The sequence below is a fragment of the Streptomyces sp. NPDC001816 genome, from assembly GCF_042892235.1.
Lineage (GTDB): Bacteria > Actinomycetota > Actinomycetes > Streptomycetales > Streptomycetaceae > Streptomyces.
The window spans coordinates 1-15,731 of record NZ_JBIATY010000014.1; the positions used below are offsets into that span (position 1 = coordinate 1).

The 15,731-nt window shown below is 70.8% G+C and carries 13 protein-coding genes and 4 pseudogenes; 9 read left to right on the forward strand and 8 right to left on the reverse strand.

Annotation, left to right across the window (positions count from 1 at the left end; genetic code table 11):
* Positions 1-120 (reverse strand): annotated as a pseudogene (locus ACFYZZ_RS36780) (DNA-directed RNA polymerase subunit alpha); the annotation flags it as partial.
* Positions 121-325: 205 nt separating this feature from the next.
* Here ACFYZZ_RS36780 and ACFYZZ_RS36785 point away from each other — a divergent pair.
* Positions 326-547, forward strand: coding sequence for a hypothetical protein (locus tag ACFYZZ_RS36785; RefSeq protein ID WP_152861212.1), 222 nt, complete (start codon positions 326-328; stop codon positions 545-547).
* A 742-nt stretch (positions 548-1,289) separates the two neighbouring features.
* Here ACFYZZ_RS36785 and ACFYZZ_RS36790 read toward each other — a convergent pair.
* The gene (locus ACFYZZ_RS36790; RefSeq protein ID WP_389185784.1) at positions 1,290-1,712 is read right to left on the reverse strand and encodes a YjbQ family protein; all 423 of its coding nucleotides are present in this window, start codon (positions 1,710-1,712) and stop codon (positions 1,290-1,292) included.
* A 158-nt stretch (positions 1,713-1,870) separates the two neighbouring features.
* Between ACFYZZ_RS36790 and ACFYZZ_RS36795 the strand changes: the two are divergent.
* Positions 1,871-2,045, forward strand: a pseudogene (locus tag ACFYZZ_RS36795) (ABC transporter permease); the annotation flags it as partial.
* Positions 2,029-2,306 (forward strand): annotated as a pseudogene (locus ACFYZZ_RS36800) (ATP-binding cassette domain-containing protein); the annotation flags it as partial. The pseudogenes ACFYZZ_RS36795 and ACFYZZ_RS36800, both read left to right, overlap by 17 nt.
* A 76-nt stretch (positions 2,307-2,382) precedes the next feature.
* Here the strand turns inward: ACFYZZ_RS36800 and ACFYZZ_RS36805 are convergent.
* Positions 2,383-2,751: pseudogene (locus ACFYZZ_RS36805) on the reverse strand (protein kinase); the annotation flags it as partial.
* Between the two features lie 180 nt (positions 2,752-2,931).
* On the opposite strand from ACFYZZ_RS36805, the gene ACFYZZ_RS36810 reads away from it, so the two are divergent.
* Entirely contained in the window at positions 2,932-4,035 is a 1,104-nt protein-coding gene (locus ACFYZZ_RS36810; RefSeq protein ID WP_389185786.1) for an NAD(P)-binding domain-containing protein, read from the forward strand.
* 12 nt (positions 4,036-4,047) lie between these two features.
* On the opposite strand, the gene mltG is transcribed toward ACFYZZ_RS36810, so the two are convergent.
* Both mltG and ACFYZZ_RS36820 read right to left on the reverse strand, forming a co-directional pair.
* Positions 4,048-4,950: an endolytic transglycosylase MltG gene (gene mltG / locus ACFYZZ_RS36815; protein WP_389185789.1), complete on the reverse strand. Its 903-nt coding sequence runs from the start codon at positions 4,948-4,950 to the stop codon at positions 4,048-4,050.
* A 68-nt stretch (positions 4,951-5,018) separates the two neighbouring features.
* The gene (locus ACFYZZ_RS36820; protein ID WP_389185792.1) at positions 5,019-6,821 is read right to left on the reverse strand and encodes an ABC transporter ATP-binding protein; all 1,803 of its coding nucleotides are present in this window, start codon (positions 6,819-6,821) and stop codon (positions 5,019-5,021) included.
* A gap of 115 nt (positions 6,822-6,936) precedes the next feature.
* Between ACFYZZ_RS36820 and ACFYZZ_RS36825 the strand changes: the two genes are divergently transcribed.
* A complete protein-coding gene (locus ACFYZZ_RS36825) occupies positions 6,937-7,386 on the forward strand; it encodes a MarR family winged helix-turn-helix transcriptional regulator (protein WP_386581369.1) in 450 nt (149 codons plus the stop codon).
* A gap of 92 nt (positions 7,387-7,478) precedes the next feature.
* Here the strand turns inward: ACFYZZ_RS36825 and ACFYZZ_RS36830 are convergent, their stop codons facing one another.
* Positions 7,479-9,104, reverse strand: coding sequence for a peptide-N4-asparagine amidase (locus ACFYZZ_RS36830; protein ID WP_389185795.1), 1,626 nt, complete (start codon positions 9,102-9,104; stop codon positions 7,479-7,481).
* A gap of 58 nt (positions 9,105-9,162) precedes the next feature.
* Positions 9,163-9,867 carry a L,D-transpeptidase family protein gene (locus ACFYZZ_RS36835; protein ID WP_389185798.1) on the reverse strand — a complete coding sequence of 235 codons (705 nt, stop codon included), beginning with the start codon at positions 9,865-9,867 and terminating at the stop codon, positions 9,163-9,165.
* Between the two features lie 262 nt (positions 9,868-10,129).
* Here ACFYZZ_RS36835 and ACFYZZ_RS36840 point away from each other — a divergent pair, with 262 nt between their 5' ends.
* The 4 genes from ACFYZZ_RS36840 to ACFYZZ_RS36855 all read left to right on the forward strand — a co-directional run bounded on the left by ACFYZZ_RS36840 (position 10,130) and on the right by ACFYZZ_RS36855 (position 14,889).
* Entirely contained in the window at positions 10,130-11,956 is a 1,827-nt protein-coding gene (locus ACFYZZ_RS36840) for an ABC transporter transmembrane domain-containing protein (protein ID WP_389185801.1), read from the forward strand.
* Complete coding sequence (locus ACFYZZ_RS36845) at positions 11,953-13,770, forward strand: ABC transporter ATP-binding protein (RefSeq protein WP_389185804.1); 1,818 nt, start codon at positions 11,953-11,955, stop codon at positions 13,768-13,770. The genes ACFYZZ_RS36840 and ACFYZZ_RS36845 overlap by 4 nt, the downstream gene beginning before the upstream one ends.
* 345 nt (positions 13,771-14,115) lie before the next feature.
* On the forward strand, positions 14,116-14,583 hold the full coding sequence (locus ACFYZZ_RS36850) for a DUF5709 domain-containing protein (RefSeq protein WP_389185807.1): 468 nt from the start codon (positions 14,116-14,118) through the stop codon (positions 14,581-14,583).
* Between the two features lie 42 nt (positions 14,584-14,625).
* Complete coding sequence (locus ACFYZZ_RS36855; RefSeq protein ID WP_389185810.1) at positions 14,626-14,889, forward strand: type B 50S ribosomal protein L31; 264 nt, start codon at positions 14,626-14,628, stop codon at positions 14,887-14,889.
* A 14-nt stretch (positions 14,890-14,903) separates the two neighbouring features.
* Here the strand turns inward: ACFYZZ_RS36855 and ACFYZZ_RS36860 are convergent, their stop codons facing one another.
* The gene (locus ACFYZZ_RS36860; protein ID WP_389185813.1) at positions 14,904-15,698 is read right to left on the reverse strand and encodes a metal-dependent hydrolase; all 795 of its coding nucleotides are present in this window, start codon (positions 15,696-15,698) and stop codon (positions 14,904-14,906) included.
* Positions 15,699-15,731: the final 33 nt, after the last annotated feature.

Here is a 15,731-nt window from a genome sequence, read left to right on the forward strand (position 1 = left end):
GCGGCGCAGGGAGTTGCCGAGGGTGTAGCCGAAGCCCGGCTCCAGCGGCTCGATCACGAACCGGGAGCGGAACTCGTCGACGACCTCTTCGGTCAGTGACGGACGCTGAGCAATCAGCACGAGGTATTGCCTCCAGTGTTTGGCGCCCGCTATCTGACGCCGTGGTCCCCGAAGGGTACGGGTGGTGCGGCGTCATACGAAGCCGAACCGCCCGGCTCCGCCCGTCTGCAGGCCGGCCGGTCGACAGGCTCAGCTCCTGCTGGACTGGCGTCCAACGATCAGCGAGGCGGCCACCAGCGCAGTTCGTAGGCGCATACTGGGGGCAATGACAAAGCCTGCTGCACCGAAGCGTCACTTGCCCACCAGCCCCTTCAAGGCCCCGGTCACACCGGCTCCCAAGCACTTCGCCGTGGGAGATCAGGTCACACACGACATGTACGGCCTCGGCCGGGTGATCGGCATCGAGGACGGAATCGCGGCGCTCGTGGATTTCGGCTCGGCGCAAATGCGGATCTTGAGCCCGTACGCCAAGATGACCAAGCTGTAGGACCGCTGTGCCCGGATACGGCACAGCAGGCGCCTTCAGGGACCTGTAACGAAAGAGAGTCCTCTCATCGATCTGACGTCGCTATTCTCCGCCCTGGAAGGGCAACCCCTCTGCTCCACCGCAGCATCGCCGCCTCCGACGACCAACCCCTTCCAGGCCCCTGACTTCGGGGAAGACGAGACCTTCCTGCTCAAAGAGGTACAGGGTCCCGCCTCGGGCACGCGTGCGGCGCAATCCAAGGCGGCTTAGCTCCCACGCTCGCGATGGTTTCGACAGCTGGCCGCGCGCTGTCTCCGGTGCTGCGGCAAGGAGTGCAGCCGTCTCGATTCCCGTCTCATTCAGCGACGGTCAACGGCGTTCAGCCGGGACCATGTGCCGGGCCGCCTTCCCGTAGGCAAGTCACCCACGAACGCAGGTGAACGCCTCCGCGCACACAGCCCAGCACCCCATCAACACAGTTGATGGGGTGCTGCTCCTGGGCCGTCCCCGTCAGACGGCACTCTGCGCGGATGGGTGGAACGCACAGTCGAGAGTGGAGCTTTCACACGTCTCCCGTGTCGGCCTGTCTTGCCGTCGAACGAGCGTCAGGAAGCGCACCCCATCGCTCCGAATGACAGAATCCCAGGTCAGCGGCCTCCTCCGAGGGGCGAAGACCCTCATCACGCTAATTCCGTCACACATAGGACAGCGTTCAACTTCCTCGGCCTTCGGCCGACCGTGAAAGTTGCTCCTCGGAAGGAAGTCACGCCAGGAAGCTCAGCCGCACCTTGCGGTCGGGATTGTCCTTGTTCGTGTCCACGAGGCACACCGACTGCCAGGTGCCCAGCTCCAGTTGGCCGCCGATGACCGGAAGGGTCGCGTGCGGCGGGACGATCGCGGGCAGGACGTGGTCGCGGCCGTGGCCCGGGCTGCCGTGCCGGTGCTGCCAGCGGTCGTCGGCGGGGAGCAGGGTGTGCAGGGCGGTCAGAAGGTCGTTGTCGCTGCCGGCGCCCGTCTCGATGACGGCGATGCCGGCAGTTGCATGGGGCACAAAAATATTGAGCAGGCCGTCGCGGCCGGCCGCCGCCTCGCGCAGGAACTCCTCACAGTCGGAGGTCAGGTCCACGACCCGCTCCCTGGAACCGGTGGCGACATGCAGCATCCGAGTGGTGAAGGCATCTGACATGCCCCCATCCTGGCCCATACGCCGAGGCCCCATGGCATGGCGCGACCGTTTCCTGGTACGTGAGGTCACAGGGCGAGAAACCGTTGACCATGGAGCGCGCCTGGCTACGTTCGGCCGCATGTTGCGTTCAGCCCTGCCCGCTCTGCCTCAGCGTGTACGCCGGCATCGGCTTCCTGATGGTGCAGGTGCGGGACTGTGCGGGACTTCCTGCGCACCGACGTGATCGTGGTCTGCCTGATCGTCTACGCCTTCCTCGGCCTGCTCGCCGACTTCATCGTCCGCTCCCTCGACAGGCTGCTGCTGCAATGGCGACCGACGTTCACCGGCCGGTGAACCCCGCGACATTGCGGGCACCGCCCTCGTCTCCCGCCGCAGGGCCGTCGCTTTCCAGGCTCGCCGGCTGATGCCCTGGAAGAAGGCGTGGTCCAACGTGCTGCTCGCCCTGCCCGGCAAGCCCGAACGCGTAGTCGCCGCACGGGCGTTGGACGAAATCGGCCTCGGCCGTCGCAGCGAGGCTGGCCGAGGACCCTCTCAGGCGGCCAAGCACAGCGCGCCTCCCTCGCCCGTGCCCTGGTGCGCGAGCCCGATCTGCTGCAAGCCGCCCGAGAGACCGCGGGATCTCGACCGGGGTCGGCCGCTGGGACGGGTCCTTGGCCGGGCACCGTCCGACGAGGCCGCGCAGCTCCTCCGGGAGCGCGGTGAGGTCGGCTTCGGTGTGTACGACGTTGTACAACGTCTGCGGCGTGGACGTACCGGCGAACGGGCTCCGTCCGGTGCACGCCTGGAACAGCACCGCTCCGACCGAGAACACGTCGCCGGCCGGGGTGAGTTCACGCCCTTCGGCCTGTTCCGGAGACATGAAGGCGGGAGAGCCGACCAGCCGGCCCGCGTGGGTGATCTCGGTGCCGCCCTCGCTGTCGGTGGCCCGTGCGATCCCGAAGTCGATGACCCCCGGCCCGTCGGCGGCGATGGTCGGGTACCAACACCGACGCCAGCCACGACAACGGCGCGCGTCCGCCGTCCGCGTCGACCACCGCAGCCGTGTACGACGCCCGACACCCTGCGGGACGCCTCCACCTCACGGCGGGAACATGTCCGGAATCCGTCGTCCTCCACGAACTGCGAGCGCACCACCTTGACCGCGGCAAAGCGCCCGTCCGGCGTGACTCCGAGATGAGCGCTCGGGAAGATCCCTGGTCGCCTCACTGTTAGTGGAACCGTGAACGAATTGCGCGAGGTCGAGGTAGTGGTCATAGGCGCTGGACAGGCCGGTCTGTCCAGCGCCTATCACCTGCGGCGCACCGGCTTCGAGCCGGACCGCGACTTCGTGGTCCTGGACCACTCCCCCGGCCCCGGCGGCGCCTGGCAGTTCCGCTGGCCGTCGCTGACGTACGGCAAGGTGCACGGGATGCACTCCCTGCCGGGCATGGAACTGACGGACGCCGATCCGGCCCGGCCCTCGGCGGAGGTGATCCGCGAGTACTTCGACCGGTACGAGCGCACCTTCGACCTGCAGGTACGGCGCCCCGTCGACGTCCGCGCCGTGCGCGAGGGGGACGCCGGGCGACTGCTCGTGGAGACCTCGGACGGCAACTGGTCCACGAGGGCGCTGATCAACGCGACCGGCACATGGGACCGGCCGTTCTGGCCGCGCTACCCCGGTCAGGAGACCTTCCACGGACGGCAGTTGCACACCGCGCGGTACGCCGGGCCGGAGGAGTTCACCGGGAAGCGGGTCGTGGTGGTCGGCGGCGGGGCGTCCGGCACCCAGCACCTGCTGGAGCTGGCTCCGTACGCGGCCGCCACCACCTGGGTCACCCGGCGGCCCCCGGTCTTCCGTGAGGGCCCGTTCGACCAGGAGGCGGGCCGCTCGGCGGTGGCCCTGGTGGAGGAGCGGGTACGGCAGGGTCTGCCGCCGAGGAGTGTGGTCTCCGTCACCGGACTCCCGCTCAACGACGCCATCCGGCAGGGACTGGCCGACGGGGTCCTGGACCGCCGGCCGATGTTCGACCGGATCACCCCGGACGGGGTGGAGTGGAACGACGGTCGGCACGTGGACGCCGACGTCATCCTGTGGGCCACCGGCTTCCGGGCCGCACTCGATCACCTCACGCCGCTGCGGCTGCGCGAACCCGGCGGCGGGATCCGGATCGAGGGGACCCGCGCGGTCGCCGATCCGCGCATCCACCTCGTCGGCTACGGCCCCTCGGCCAGCACCATCGGCGCCAACCGGGCCGGACGCGCGGCCGTACGGGACATCACGCGACTGCTGGCCGAAAAGCCGGACGAGCAGGTCGAACCGGTCGAGCCGGCCGCCGCGTGATGTCCTGCCGGCTCAGCGGGGCGGCTGCGTGGCCGGCAGCCGCTGCGGGCTTGCGCTGGGCTGCTGGGACTGCTGGGGCTGCCCCGATGCCTGGTGCGCGGCGTTGAACTCGGCCACGTTGCGCAGGTGCTCGGAGTAGTCGGCGGTGAAGCGGGTGTCGCCCGACCTGATCGTGACGAAGTACAGCCAGTCACCGGGCGGCGGGTTGATCGCGGCACGCATCGCGTCCTCGCCGGGGTTGTCGATCGGGGTGGGTGGCAGACCCATGCGCTGGTAGGAGTTGTACACACTCTCCATGCGGGTGTCGTCCAGGCTGGTGTGCACGGTGTTGCGGTTGAGTGCGTAGTTGATGGTGGAGTCCATCTGCAGCGGCATGCCCCGCTGCAGCCGGTTGAAGATGACCCGGGCCACCCTGCCCATGTCGGCCTTGGTGGCGGCCTCGGCCTGGACGATGCTGGCGATGGTGACGGCCTGGTAGACGTTCACCGCGTTGAGTTGGGCCCCGGCAGCGACCGGCGCGCCGTTGAACTTCTTGTTGGCGGTGTCGACCATGAACCGCAGCAGCGACTCGGGGGTGGCGCCCTTCTCGATGGGATAGGTCGCCGGGAAGAGGTAGCCCTCCGGGTTGCCCGCGGCCTCCTTCGGCAGCTTGAGGGCGGCTTTGCCGAGTGACTTCCGGGTGCTGCCCGGGGGCAGCGCGAGGGCCCTGTCGACGGCGTCGTAGATCTGGTTCGCGCGCCAGCCCTCCGGGATGACCAGCATGGGGGGCTTCGCCTCCACATGACCGCTCCCCCGAGTCAGCAGCGGCACCGCCACGGCGGCGGTGCCGGCCAGGGCGGCGCCGGACATGACGAGGAGGAACCTGCCCCGGCGCGTCAGTCGCATCGTGCTCCGTCGCGGAGTGTTCATCTGCATGCAGGCACGTTAATACGCATATCGCTTCAAATCCGACATATCGTCAGCTTGTCGGCTACGGTTCCGTGTCAGCCCGTCGGCTCCAGCTGGGCGTCCCGGCGCACCAGGGCCGCGTAGCGTCCGTCCAGATCCAGCAGTTCCTCGTGCGTGCCCCGCTCGGCGACCTTGCCGGAGTCCAGGACGACGATCTGGTCGGCGCCGCGGACGGTGGACAGGCGGTGGGCGATGGTGAGGGTCGTCCGGTCGGCCGACAGGGCGTCGATGGCGTCCTGCACCGCGGCTTCGGTGCGGTTGTCCAGGGCGCTGGTGGCCTCGTCGAGGATGAGGACCGGCGGGTCGCGCAGGATGGTGCGGGCTATCGCCAGGCGCTGCTTCTCGCCGCCGGAGAAGCGGTGCCCGCGTTCACCGACGACCGTGTCGTAGCCGTCGGGCAGCCCGGTTATGTGGTCGTGGATCTGGGCGGCCCGGGCCGCCGCGTGCAGTTCCTCGTCGGTGGCGTCCGGCTTGGCGAAGCGGAGGTTGTCGGCGACCGAGGCATGGAAGAGGTACGTCTCCTGCGAGACGACACCGACCGCGCGGGCCAGGGTGTCGAAGTCGAGGTCGCGCACATCGACGCCGTCGATCGTGACGCGGCCGCCGGTGACGTCGTAGAGCCGGGGCACCAGATAGCCGAGCGTGGACTTGCCGGCGCCGGTCGGGCCGACCACCGCCAGGCTGCCGCCGGCCGGCACGGTGACGTCGATGCCGTCGAGGACCGGGCCGCCCTTGCCGTCGTAGCGGAACTCGACCTCCTCGAAGCGGACCTCGCCCTTGATCGCGTCGAGGTGGACCGGCTCCGCGCGCTCGGTGATGTCGATGGGCAGGTCCAAGTACTCGAAGATGCGCTGGAAGAGCGCGAGGGAGGTCTGGATCTGGACACCGGTCGCCAGCAGGCTCACGGCCGGGCGGAACAGGCCCTGCTGGAGGGAGACGAAGGCGACGATGGTGCCGAGCGAGACCTGCGGGCCGCCGAGCTGGAGGGCCAGGCCCGCGGTCCAGTAGATGACGGCGGGCATCGCGGCCATGACGATCGTGATCACGGCCATGCGCCAGCGCCCGGCCATGTTCGACTTCACCTCGAGGTCGACCAGGCGCTCGGACTCCTCGGCGAAGGACGCGGTGAGGGAGTCGGAGCGGCCCATCGTCCGGCCGAGGAGGATGCCGCTGACGGAGAGCGACTCGGTGACCGTGGCGGCCATCGCGGCCATCTGCTTCTGCCGCTGGGTGGTGATCTTCTTGCGTTCGTTGCCGACGCGGCGGCTGATCCACACGAACACCGGCAGCAGAAGCAGCGAGACGACCGTCAGGCGCCAGTCGAGTGCGACCATCGCGAGGATCGTGGCGACCACGCTGGTGGCGTTGGAGACGAGGGAGGTGGCCGTGGAGGTGACGGTGGCCTGCATGCCGCCGATGTCGTTGGCGATGCGGGACTGCACCTCGCCGGTGCGGGTGCGGGTGAAGAAGGCGAGCGACATGCGCTGCAGGCGGCCGTAGACGGCGGTGCGCAGGTCGTGCATGACGCGCTGGCCGACGGTGGTCGAGATCAGCGTCTGGAGTACGCCGAAGACGCTGGACAGGACGGCGCTGAGGATCATGCCGAGCGCGAGCAGGCTGAGCAGGCCGGTGCGGCCGTCGGGGATCGCGACGTCGAGGGTCTCCTTGAGGAGGAACGGCGTGGCCACCGAGACCAGCGACGATGCGCCGACGAGCAGGCCGACGATCGCGAGCCGCCCGCGGTAGGGACGGAAGAGCTTCAGGATGCGGCGCACCTGCCGGGGCTGTTCCTCGGCGTCGGCAGGTGGGGTCCAGGAGGGTTCACGGTCGGGGTGCATGGGCTCCTACGGAGGTGAGCGGGCGCCGGCCCAGGGTGCGGCCGACGATGGCGAACGGATCGTAGCTCATTGTTACCTATACTCACAATGAACGGCATCCTGATATTGTTCCCGCATGACCACCCCCGATCCCGAGGGCCTGCTCGCCGAGCAGTTGCTGCGGCTCACCCGCCGGGTGCACCGCATCCAGAAGCGCCACCTGGAGCGGCGCGACCTGGGCGTCACGCCGGCCCAGTCCCGGCTGCTGCGCACCCTCGCGCACTACGGCTCGCCCCCGCGCATGGCCGACCTGGCCGAGCGCCTGGAGGTGGTGCCGCGTGCGGTGACGACCCTCGTCGACGGGCTGGAGACGAGCGGCAAGGTGCGGCGGGTGCCGGACCCGACGAACCGGCGGGTGACCCGCATCGAGCTGACGGACGAGGGCCGGGCGACCCTGCGCGAGCTGCGCGGCGCGCGCCGGTCGGCCGCCGCGGAGATCCTCGCTCCGCTGACGGAGAAGGAGCGCGAGGTGCTGGGCGTGCTGCTGGACACCCTGATCGACGGAGAGGCGTCCAAGCCCTGCTGAACGGCCGTGGCCCCCGCTCCACGAGGTCGGAGCGGGGGCCGCATGCGACAGCCGCGTGAATCACTCGTGTGGCGCAGCCCGCACCGCCGCCCTCAGCAACGGCTGTGGTCCTCCGTCAGCACCCCTTGGACCGTGGTCAGCGAACGGTCGTAGCAGCCGTCCGAGCCGGTGAGGCGGTAGCGCTCGCTCGTCGTGCCGACCGCATGGCGCTGGTCGCGCGGGACGTTGATCGTGTACGCCGCGTCGCCGCTGTAGGTGTCGTCGAGCCGCGACCACGCGGTGCGCCGGCCGCCCTGCCGCTCCACGACCGTCGCCCGGTCGCCGAGGTCCAGCACGGTGCGCAGCCGGTCGTTCGCGCCCAGGGTCGTGGCGCCGTTCATGGTGTACGTCCGGTGCGTGTGCGTCGTTCGCGCGAGCCCCTGCCCGCGCACGTTCACCGTCTCGTCGTCCGTCCAGGTCGCGTCGAGCCCGTCCGTGTTCTCGCCGTCGGTCCAGCGGTGAGCGGAGGTGTTCGCGAGCGTGCGGGTGACGGTGGTGGTCACGCGGCCGTGCGAGGTGTTCAGGTATCCGGAGACGGTGAGCCGGTGTGCGGCCTCGGTGTCGACGCGGTTCTCCGAACCGGGTGTGTAGGTCGAGGAGTTGGCGATGCCGCTCGCCCGGTCCGTGGTGACGGCACCGGTGACGTGGGCGCGGTGGGCATCCTGCCAGACCAGGACGTTCACGGGGGTGCTCCAGCCGGACTGCCCCGCGGGCACACCGACGACGGAGACCTCGACGCGGTGCGGGCGGCCGTCGTTCAGGAGTCCGGCGAAGGGTGTCAGGTCGTACTCGACGGGCCTGACGTCGAAGGCACGCGGACCCGGGATGACGTACCAGAGAAAGGGGTTGGACCAGCCACCGGTCCACACGTTCGGGAACGGCGCGGCGATGCCGGCGAGTTGCCCGTCGACCTTGATCTGCACCTCGCGGTACGGCCCGTGATCCGCCTTGCAGGAGTACGACGCCGGGTCGGCCACGGTCAGGTACCAGAACTCCTCGCAGCCGCCGCCGGATCCGGTGGCGTACACCTCGGCGACGATGCGCTCGCTGTTGCGCGGGGTGGTGAGGGTCGTGCCGTCGGGCGTGTCGGCCAGGGTGAGGACACGGTCGGGCGCGGGCGTCTCGGCGCGGCCCGCGTAGAAGGTGAGCGTCACCTTGACGTCGATGACGCCGGTGTAGGTGTCGTCCACGACGTTTCCGATGAGCATCTCGACGTCCTGCGGGCCGCGGAAGGTGTTGCTGTAACGGGTGACGTCCTTCTCCACATGCCACTCGATGCCGTCCGGTGACGGTTCGGGTGTCGAGGTGCGCAGGATCTCGACCCCGCCGACGTGCAGATAGCCGAGGCGGTCGTACTGACGTCCCTTCACCTTGCCGTCGAGGCGCAGGACGACCTTGCTCCAGCGGTCGCCGCAGCCCTGGGGCGGTGTGTAGGCGCCCCGGTAGGGGGTGAAGTCACGGAACTGGGCCTCGGCCAGGGTGACCTGGCAGGACTTGGTGTGCGGACGGTCGACGGGCGGGGCGGCGGTCACCGGGTCGTGCCAGTCGGTGCCGAACTCGGCCGGAGCGTCGGTGGCGGCCTGGGGTGCGGCTTGCGCGGCAGTGACCCCGGTGCCGAAGAACGTGCCCGCCAGGAGGGTCGCTCCGGCGAGCATGGACATGACTATCCGTCTTCTCATGGCCGGTGTTCTACGGGGAGTCGGGGCCGCCCCGCAATGAGGCGTCCCGCCATCCGTACTAGCTCATCAGGTCAGCCTTGTCCCCCATGACCACCACGGGATGCTGATCCGGGTCGAGCGTGCGCAGCAGGTACCGCATGGCCGACTTGGACATGCTGACGCAGCCCGACGTACCGCTGCCGTGGTCCATGTGCAGCCAGATGCTCCCGCCCTTCTCCTCGCCCTGGGGGCGCGTCGGATCGTTCGGCGGGGTGCCCTTGACCCGGTTGTAGTCGATGGCGATGACGTAGTCGAAGTCGTGCCAGTGCGACTTGGCCCACCAGCGCGGGGCGGTGAAGGAAGCGTCCTGCGTGTAGGGCAGTTCGGCACCCGGATCCTCGAGCACGCCACCGGCGTCGGTGAGGGTGAACACGCCGACGGGGCTGCGCCGGTCACCGGAGTGATGGTCGGTGGTCCAGCCTTTCTTGCCGTTGTGTGCCGACCAACTGCGGATCCGCTGCCATGCCTCGCCTCGCTTGACGTAGAGCACGACCGTGGAGTCCGCCGAGTCCTTGCCCTCGCCGTAGACGGCCACCACCTGCCGGGAGTCGGCCGGAATCCGCCGCTGGAGGCCGGCGCCGACGCCCGGGATGCTGCGCGGGTCTCGGCCGGCCGTGCCGGACTGCCGGGCCTGGCCGCCGGGTTCCGGGTCGGCGTGGCCGCCTCCCTGCGCCCCGCACGCGGACAAGGCCGCGAGGAGGGTTCCGAAAGCCGCCACTGCCATGGTCACTCGCCGCACACCGTCTATCCGCACGCGACCATGATGACATCACGTATCGGCCGGTCGAGCGACCCTCCGGGCATGCGCCGCACCGGACCACAGAGCTCCCGGACGTGGGCCGCTTTGGGCGACGACGCCTGGCCGGAACCCAGTGGATTTCGCGGGCCGTCGGGGAAAACCGGTTGAATTTCATCACTCTGCGACGCGACCCTTTCACGGTTTGTTCCCGCCTCCCGTCCTCCCTGACACGAGCCACTGGGACGTCATGCAGATTCAAGACCTTCCGTATTCCGACCCCGGCGTGCCGGACGCACGTTCGGGTCCTCGCCTCCTGTGGTGGCTCTGGCGCAACCAGATGGGCGGCCAGCTCAAGGCGCTCGCCTGGGGCCTGCTGCACTTCGTCGCCGTCTCCGCCCTGCCCTTCTGCGTCGGTCTCGCCGTCGAGGCCGTCATCGACCCCTCAGGCACCCGGCTCGCCCTGACGGGTGTTCTGATGCTGCTGTGCGGCACGGCCGTCGCCGTCGGCGACACCTTCCTGCACCGGACCGCCGTCACCAACTGGATCACCGCCGCCGCCCGGGTCCAGCAGTTGCTGGCCCGCAAGGCGGCCCAACTCGGCTCCGCGCTGACCCGGCGGGTCGCCGCCGGCGAGGTGGTGGCCGTCTCCACCGGCGACGTGGAGAAGATCGGCTGGTTCGTCGAGGCCGTCTCCCGCTTCACCGCCGCCGCGCTGACCGTCGTCGCGGTCTGTGTGGGTCTGGTCGTCTACCAGCCCGCCCTCGGTGTGGTCGTCGCCGTGGGCCTGCCGATCGTCGCGCTCGCCGTGCTGCCCCTGCTGCCCGGGGCCACCCGTCGCGCCGACATCCAGCGCGAGAAGGCGGGCCGGGCCACCGAACTGGCCTCGGACACCGTCGCCGGGCTGCGCGTCCTGCGCGGGATCGGCGGCGAGGAACTGTTCCTCGACCGCTACCGCCGCGCCTCGCAGGAGGTACGGCACGCGGCCGTGCGCAGCGCCCGGATGTGGTCGCTGATCTCCGCCATCCAGGTGTTGCTGCCCGGACTGCTGCTGGTCGTGGTCGTCTGGCACGGCATCCACCTGGCCCGCCAGGACCGGATCACGGTCGGCGAACTCGTCACCGTCTACAGCGCGGTCATGGTCCTCAACTACCCGCTGCGGCACTTCGAGGAGATCGCCATGGCGTACTCCTTCTCACGGCCCTCGGCCAAACGGGCAGCGCGCGTGCTGTCGCTGGAGCGGTCCACGGACGCCGACGGCTCCCGCGCGGCCGCGGTGCCGGGCGGCGACCTGTACGACCCGGCCACCGGTCTGCTCGCGGCCTCCGGCCGGTTCACCGCGGTGGTGTGCGGCGACCCGGACGCGGCCGGCCGACTCGCGGAGCGGCTGGGCGGCCACCCCGCCGAGCCCGGCCCGGCAGTGCTGCTCGGCGGGGTGCCGCTCGACGACCTCCCGCTCGACAGCGCCCGCACCGCCGTCCTCGTCCAGGACAAGGACCCGGTGCTGCTGTCCGGCTCGCTGCGCGAACTGCTCGACGTGCCCTCCTCCGGTGCCGTACACGCCGAGGACGCGCTGGCGGCCGCGCAGTGCGAGGACGTCCTGGACGCGCTGGTCCAGGGGTCGCTGGACGCCGCCGACCCGATGGACGCCCGCATCACCGAGCGCGGCCGCTCCCTGTCCGGCGGCCAGCGGCAGCGGCTCGCGCTGGCCCGGTCCCTGATCACCGACCCCGAGGTGCTGGTCCTTGACGAGCCGACCTCCGCGGTCGACTCGCACACCGAGGCCCGGATCGCGGACGGGCTGCGACGGCTGCGCTCGGGCCGGACGACGGTGGTGTTCACCTCCTCGCCGCTGCTGCTGGACCGCGCGGACCGGGTCGCCCTCGTCCACCAGGACGAGGTGGTCGCGGTCGGCCTGCACCGCGAACTGATCGACACCGAACCGCGGTACCGGGCCGTGGTGACGCGCGAGACCGACGAGGAGTTGGCCGCGGCCGACGCGGATACGGCCCTGGCTGACGGGGGCACCCTCCTGGGTGCCTTCGACAAGCTGGAAGAGATCGAGGAGAGCGCATGATCGGCGTTGCGCCACCGGCGTACGACCCGGCGGCCCCGACGACCGCCACCACCCTGCCCGTCGGCGCGGCCTCGACCGTGCGCGCGTACGTGTCCGAGCTGTTCCGCCGGCACCGCCGGGCCTTCCTGCTCCTGATCGCCGTCAACACCGTGGCCGTGGTCGCCTCCATGGTGGCCCCGTACCTGCTCGGCGACCTCGTCGAGCGCGTGTCGGACGGCGCACGGGAACTTCATCTGGGCCTGACCGCCGGGCTGTTCGTGTGCGCCCTCCTCGTGCAGGCCCTGTTCGTCCTCCAGGTGCGGCTGCGCGGTGCGGTGCTCGGTGAGCGGATGCTGGCCGACCTGCGCGAGGACTTCCTCGTCCGCTCGGTGGGGCTGCCGCCGGGCGTGCTGGAGCGGGCCGGCACGGGTGACCTGCTCTCCCGCATCACCACCGACATCGACCGCCTCGCCAACGCCATGCGGGAGGCCGTACCGCAGCTGGCGATCGGTGTGGTGTGGGCGCTGCTGCTGCTCGGCGGGCTCGTCGTGACGGCCCCGCCGCTGGCGGCCGCCGTACTGCTCGCCGTACCGGTGCTGTTCGCGGGGTGCCGCTGGTACTTCAAGCGGGCGCCCTCCGGCTACCGCTCCGAGTCCGCCGGCTACGCCGCCGTCGCCGCCGCGCTCGCCGAGACCGTGGACGCAGGCCACACCATCGAGGCGCACCGCCTGGGCGAGAGGCGCATCGCCCTGTCGGAGCGGCGGATCAAGGAGTGGACCGCCTGGGAGCGGTACACCCTCTGGCTGCGGTCCGTGCTCTTCCCGGTGATCAACGCCGTCCATGTCATCGTGCTCGGCTCGGTGCTCATGGTCGGCGGTGCGTTCGTGCTGCAGGGCTGGATCGGGGTGGGCCAGCTGACGACGGGCGCGCTCATCGCCCAGATGCTCGTCGACCCGGTGAACCTGATCCTGCGCTGGTACGACGAGGTGCAGGTGGCCCAGGTGTCGCTCGCCCGGCTGGTCGGTGTCCGGGACATCGAGCCGGACGCCGGGGACGCCTCGCTGTCGCCCGGTGGAAGGGACGTGCAAGCCGACCGGGTGCACTTCGGCTACCGCGAGGGCGTCGATGTGCTGCGCAAGGTCTCCCTGCAGGTCGCCCCGGGCACCCGGCTGGCCCTGGTCGGACCCTCCGGTGCGGGCAAGTCCACGCTGGGCAGGCTGCTCGCCGGCATCTACGCGCCCCGGGACGGCAGCATCACCCTCGGTGGCGCGGAACTGTCCCGGATGCCGGCCGAACGTGTCCGCTCGCACGTCGCCCTGGTCAACCAGGAGCACCACGTCTTCGTCGGCTCCCTGCGCGACAACCTCCTGCTGGCCCTCCCCCACTCTCGACTTCGCTCGAGCGGGGGGACCCCCGTCGCCGGCCACGACGCCGAGCTGTGGGCGGCGCTGGGCGCGGTCGACGCGGACGGCTGGGCGCGGGCGCTGGACGACGGGCTGGACACCGAGGTCGGCTCCGGCGGACTGGCGCTCAGCCCGGCGCAGGCCCAGCAGATCGCGCTGGCCCGGCTGGTGCTGGCCGACCCGCACACCCTGGTCCTGGACGAGGCGACCTCGCTGCTCGACCCCCGCGCGGCCCGACACCTGGAACGCTCCCTGGCCGGCGTCCTCGACGGCCGCACGGTGGTCGCCATCGCCCACCGCCTGCACACCGCCCACGACGCCGATGTGATCGCCGTCGTGGAGAACGGCCGCATCAGCGAGCTGGGCAGCCACGAGGAGCTGGTCGCGGCGGACGGGGCGTACGCGGCGCTGTGGCGGTCGTGGCACGGCTGAGTGCTCGCGGGCAGGGACTGAGGATCGTGTCGCCGTATTCGCGGCGACACGGACGGTGACCGCACACACGGTGTCACGGACAGTGATCGTGTGGACCGGACGGGGGTGGGTGGGTGAACCCGGGAAGAAGCGGAGAGAAGGGGTCTGGCGGGGGTGCACGGCCGCAGACCTCCGCCCGTGCCGTTGCGCAGTGCCGATCAGGGGTGGAAGGCTGGATAGCGGCACCGGCTCGGGGAACGGCTGGGATCCCTTACGTTCCGGCCGCGTGAAACCCGTGCCGAGCGTGCCGGCGGCGCCCTGCCCCTCGCCGGGGCACGAGGCCGTCCTCACCACCTGGAGGTACCCGTGGACAGCGCCGACGGATGGGGGGACGACGTCTACCAGCCCGATGCCTCGGAGATCCGGGACGACTCGGGCGTGCTCGACGTCGAGGACACACTGGACTTCGACGGCGTCGACGACCCGCTGGACCGCGGCTGGTCCCCTCCGGAGCGGCCGTGGGCGGTGGAGCACAGCGGAGTGACGGCGAGCGAACGCCTGTCCGGGGAGACGCTGGACCAGCGGCTCGCCGAGGAACTGCCGGACACGACCGCACCCGACAGCGACGGCATCGGCGACTGCGAGGCCGACGGTGAACTCCTCGACAACGAGGTCGGTGCGCGCCGCTCCGGCCGCCTGGTCGCCCCCGACGAAGGCGCCCACGAGGACGAGGAGAGCGCCCTCATCGCCACCGACGTCGGCATCGACGGAGCCGCCGCCTCCGCCGAGGAGGCAGCGATGCACATCGTCGACGAGGACTCCCTCTCCGGCTGACCAGGACGCCCTCTGGGCGCCCGCCCCGCGCGAGGAGCCGCCATGCAGCAGGACAAGCACCCTGAGTACCACGCCGTGGTCTTCCGCGACCGCACCGCCGGCTACGCCTTCCTCACCCGGTCCACGGCGAGCAGCGAGCAGACCATCGAGTGGGACGACGGCGAGACCTACCCGGTGATCGACGTGGAGATCTCCTCCGAGAGCCACCCCTTCTACACGGGCAAGGCCCGCACGGTGGACACCGAGGGCCGTATCGCCCGGTTCGAGCGCCGGTACGGCGGGGCGGAGCCGGGCGATGCGGGCTGACGCGGCCGCGCGCGTCAGATCACGTTGAGGGCAGCGGCGCAGCCCACTCCCCCGAGCAGCATGAACACCGGCATCAGCACCTTCAGCTCGACCCAGCTGCCGGCCCGGAACCGCATCGCCTTCGGCGGCCCCAGCGGGTACCAGCGCTTGCGGCCCACCGGAATAGGCCACAGGATCGGGCAGCCGGACACCGTCAGCGCGTCCCCGATGTCGTGCACCAGCGCACCCAGCACGATCGGCAGCCCCAGCCACAGGTACTCCTGCCCCGGCGCGGTGAACAGCCAGTCGGAGCCGTTGCCCGGCTTGTCCAGGATCCCCGCGAGGATCCAGGCGCTCGTCGCCGCGAGCAGCCAGACCAGGACATCGCTGCTGGAGCCCCGGGCCGCCCGCCACAGCAGACCTTCGATCGCCAGGACCATGTGCACGAAGAGGATGGCCAGCACCGCCCACCGGCCACCGGCGATCGCCACCGCGGAGCTGCCGGCGCCGATGAGGACCGCCCACAGCCAGGTGTGCGTGAGCGTGCGGTGGCCGCCCGAGCGCCGCGCGTCGCTCTTCTTCCTGGTCGACTTGTAGACGGCGTACGACAGCTTGTCCACGATCTCGCAGAGCCATCGCGAGACCGGCCCGAAGGCCCGCGAGATGGTGGCGGCCTTGTGGTCGAGGTCCGGGGCGAGCGCCGCACCGGCACAGATCAGCGCACCGACGAGCAGGACCGGCCAGGGCATCGGGTGCCCGGCCGCGGCGGCCGCCGCTCCTACGCCGAGCCAGGCCGCGGCCCCCGACAGTGAGTGTGCTGGTCCCATCATGGCCGTTTCCCGCCCCATTCCTCGTGTGCCGCT

What these genes read in the sequence shown, in the direction of transcription:
- ACFYZZ_RS36785 (WP_152861212.1), top strand. Translation starts at nt 326, where the DNA reads ATGACAAAGCCTGCTGCACCGAAGCGTCACTTGCCCACCAGCCCCTTC.
- ACFYZZ_RS36790 (WP_389185784.1), bottom strand. Translation starts at nt 1,712, where the DNA reads ATGTCAGATGCCTTCACCACTCGGATGCTGCATGTCGCCACCGGTTCC.
- mltG (WP_389185789.1), bottom strand. Translation starts at nt 4,950, where the DNA reads ATGCAGATGAACACTCCGCGACGGAGCACGATGCGACTGACGCGCCGG.
- ACFYZZ_RS36820 (WP_389185792.1), bottom strand. Translation starts at nt 6,821, where the DNA reads ATGCACCCCGACCGTGAACCCTCCTGGACCCCACCTGCCGACGCCGAG.
- ACFYZZ_RS36825 (WP_386581369.1), top strand. Translation starts at nt 6,937, where the DNA reads ATGACCACCCCCGATCCCGAGGGCCTGCTCGCCGAGCAGTTGCTGCGG.
- ACFYZZ_RS36830 (WP_389185795.1), bottom strand. Translation starts at nt 9,104, where the DNA reads ATGAGAAGACGGATAGTCATGTCCATGCTCGCCGGAGCGACCCTCCTG.
- ACFYZZ_RS36835 (WP_389185798.1), bottom strand. Translation starts at nt 9,867, where the DNA reads ATGGCAGTGGCGGCTTTCGGAACCCTCCTCGCGGCCTTGTCCGCGTGC.
- ACFYZZ_RS36840 (WP_389185801.1), top strand. Translation starts at nt 10,130, where the DNA reads ATGCAGATTCAAGACCTTCCGTATTCCGACCCCGGCGTGCCGGACGCA.
- ACFYZZ_RS36845 (WP_389185804.1), top strand. Translation starts at nt 11,953, where the DNA reads ATGATCGGCGTTGCGCCACCGGCGTACGACCCGGCGGCCCCGACGACC.
- ACFYZZ_RS36855 (WP_389185810.1), top strand. Translation starts at nt 14,626, where the DNA reads ATGCAGCAGGACAAGCACCCTGAGTACCACGCCGTGGTCTTCCGCGAC.
- ACFYZZ_RS36860 (WP_389185813.1), bottom strand. Translation starts at nt 15,698, where the DNA reads ATGATGGGACCAGCACACTCACTGTCGGGGGCCGCGGCCTGGCTCGGC.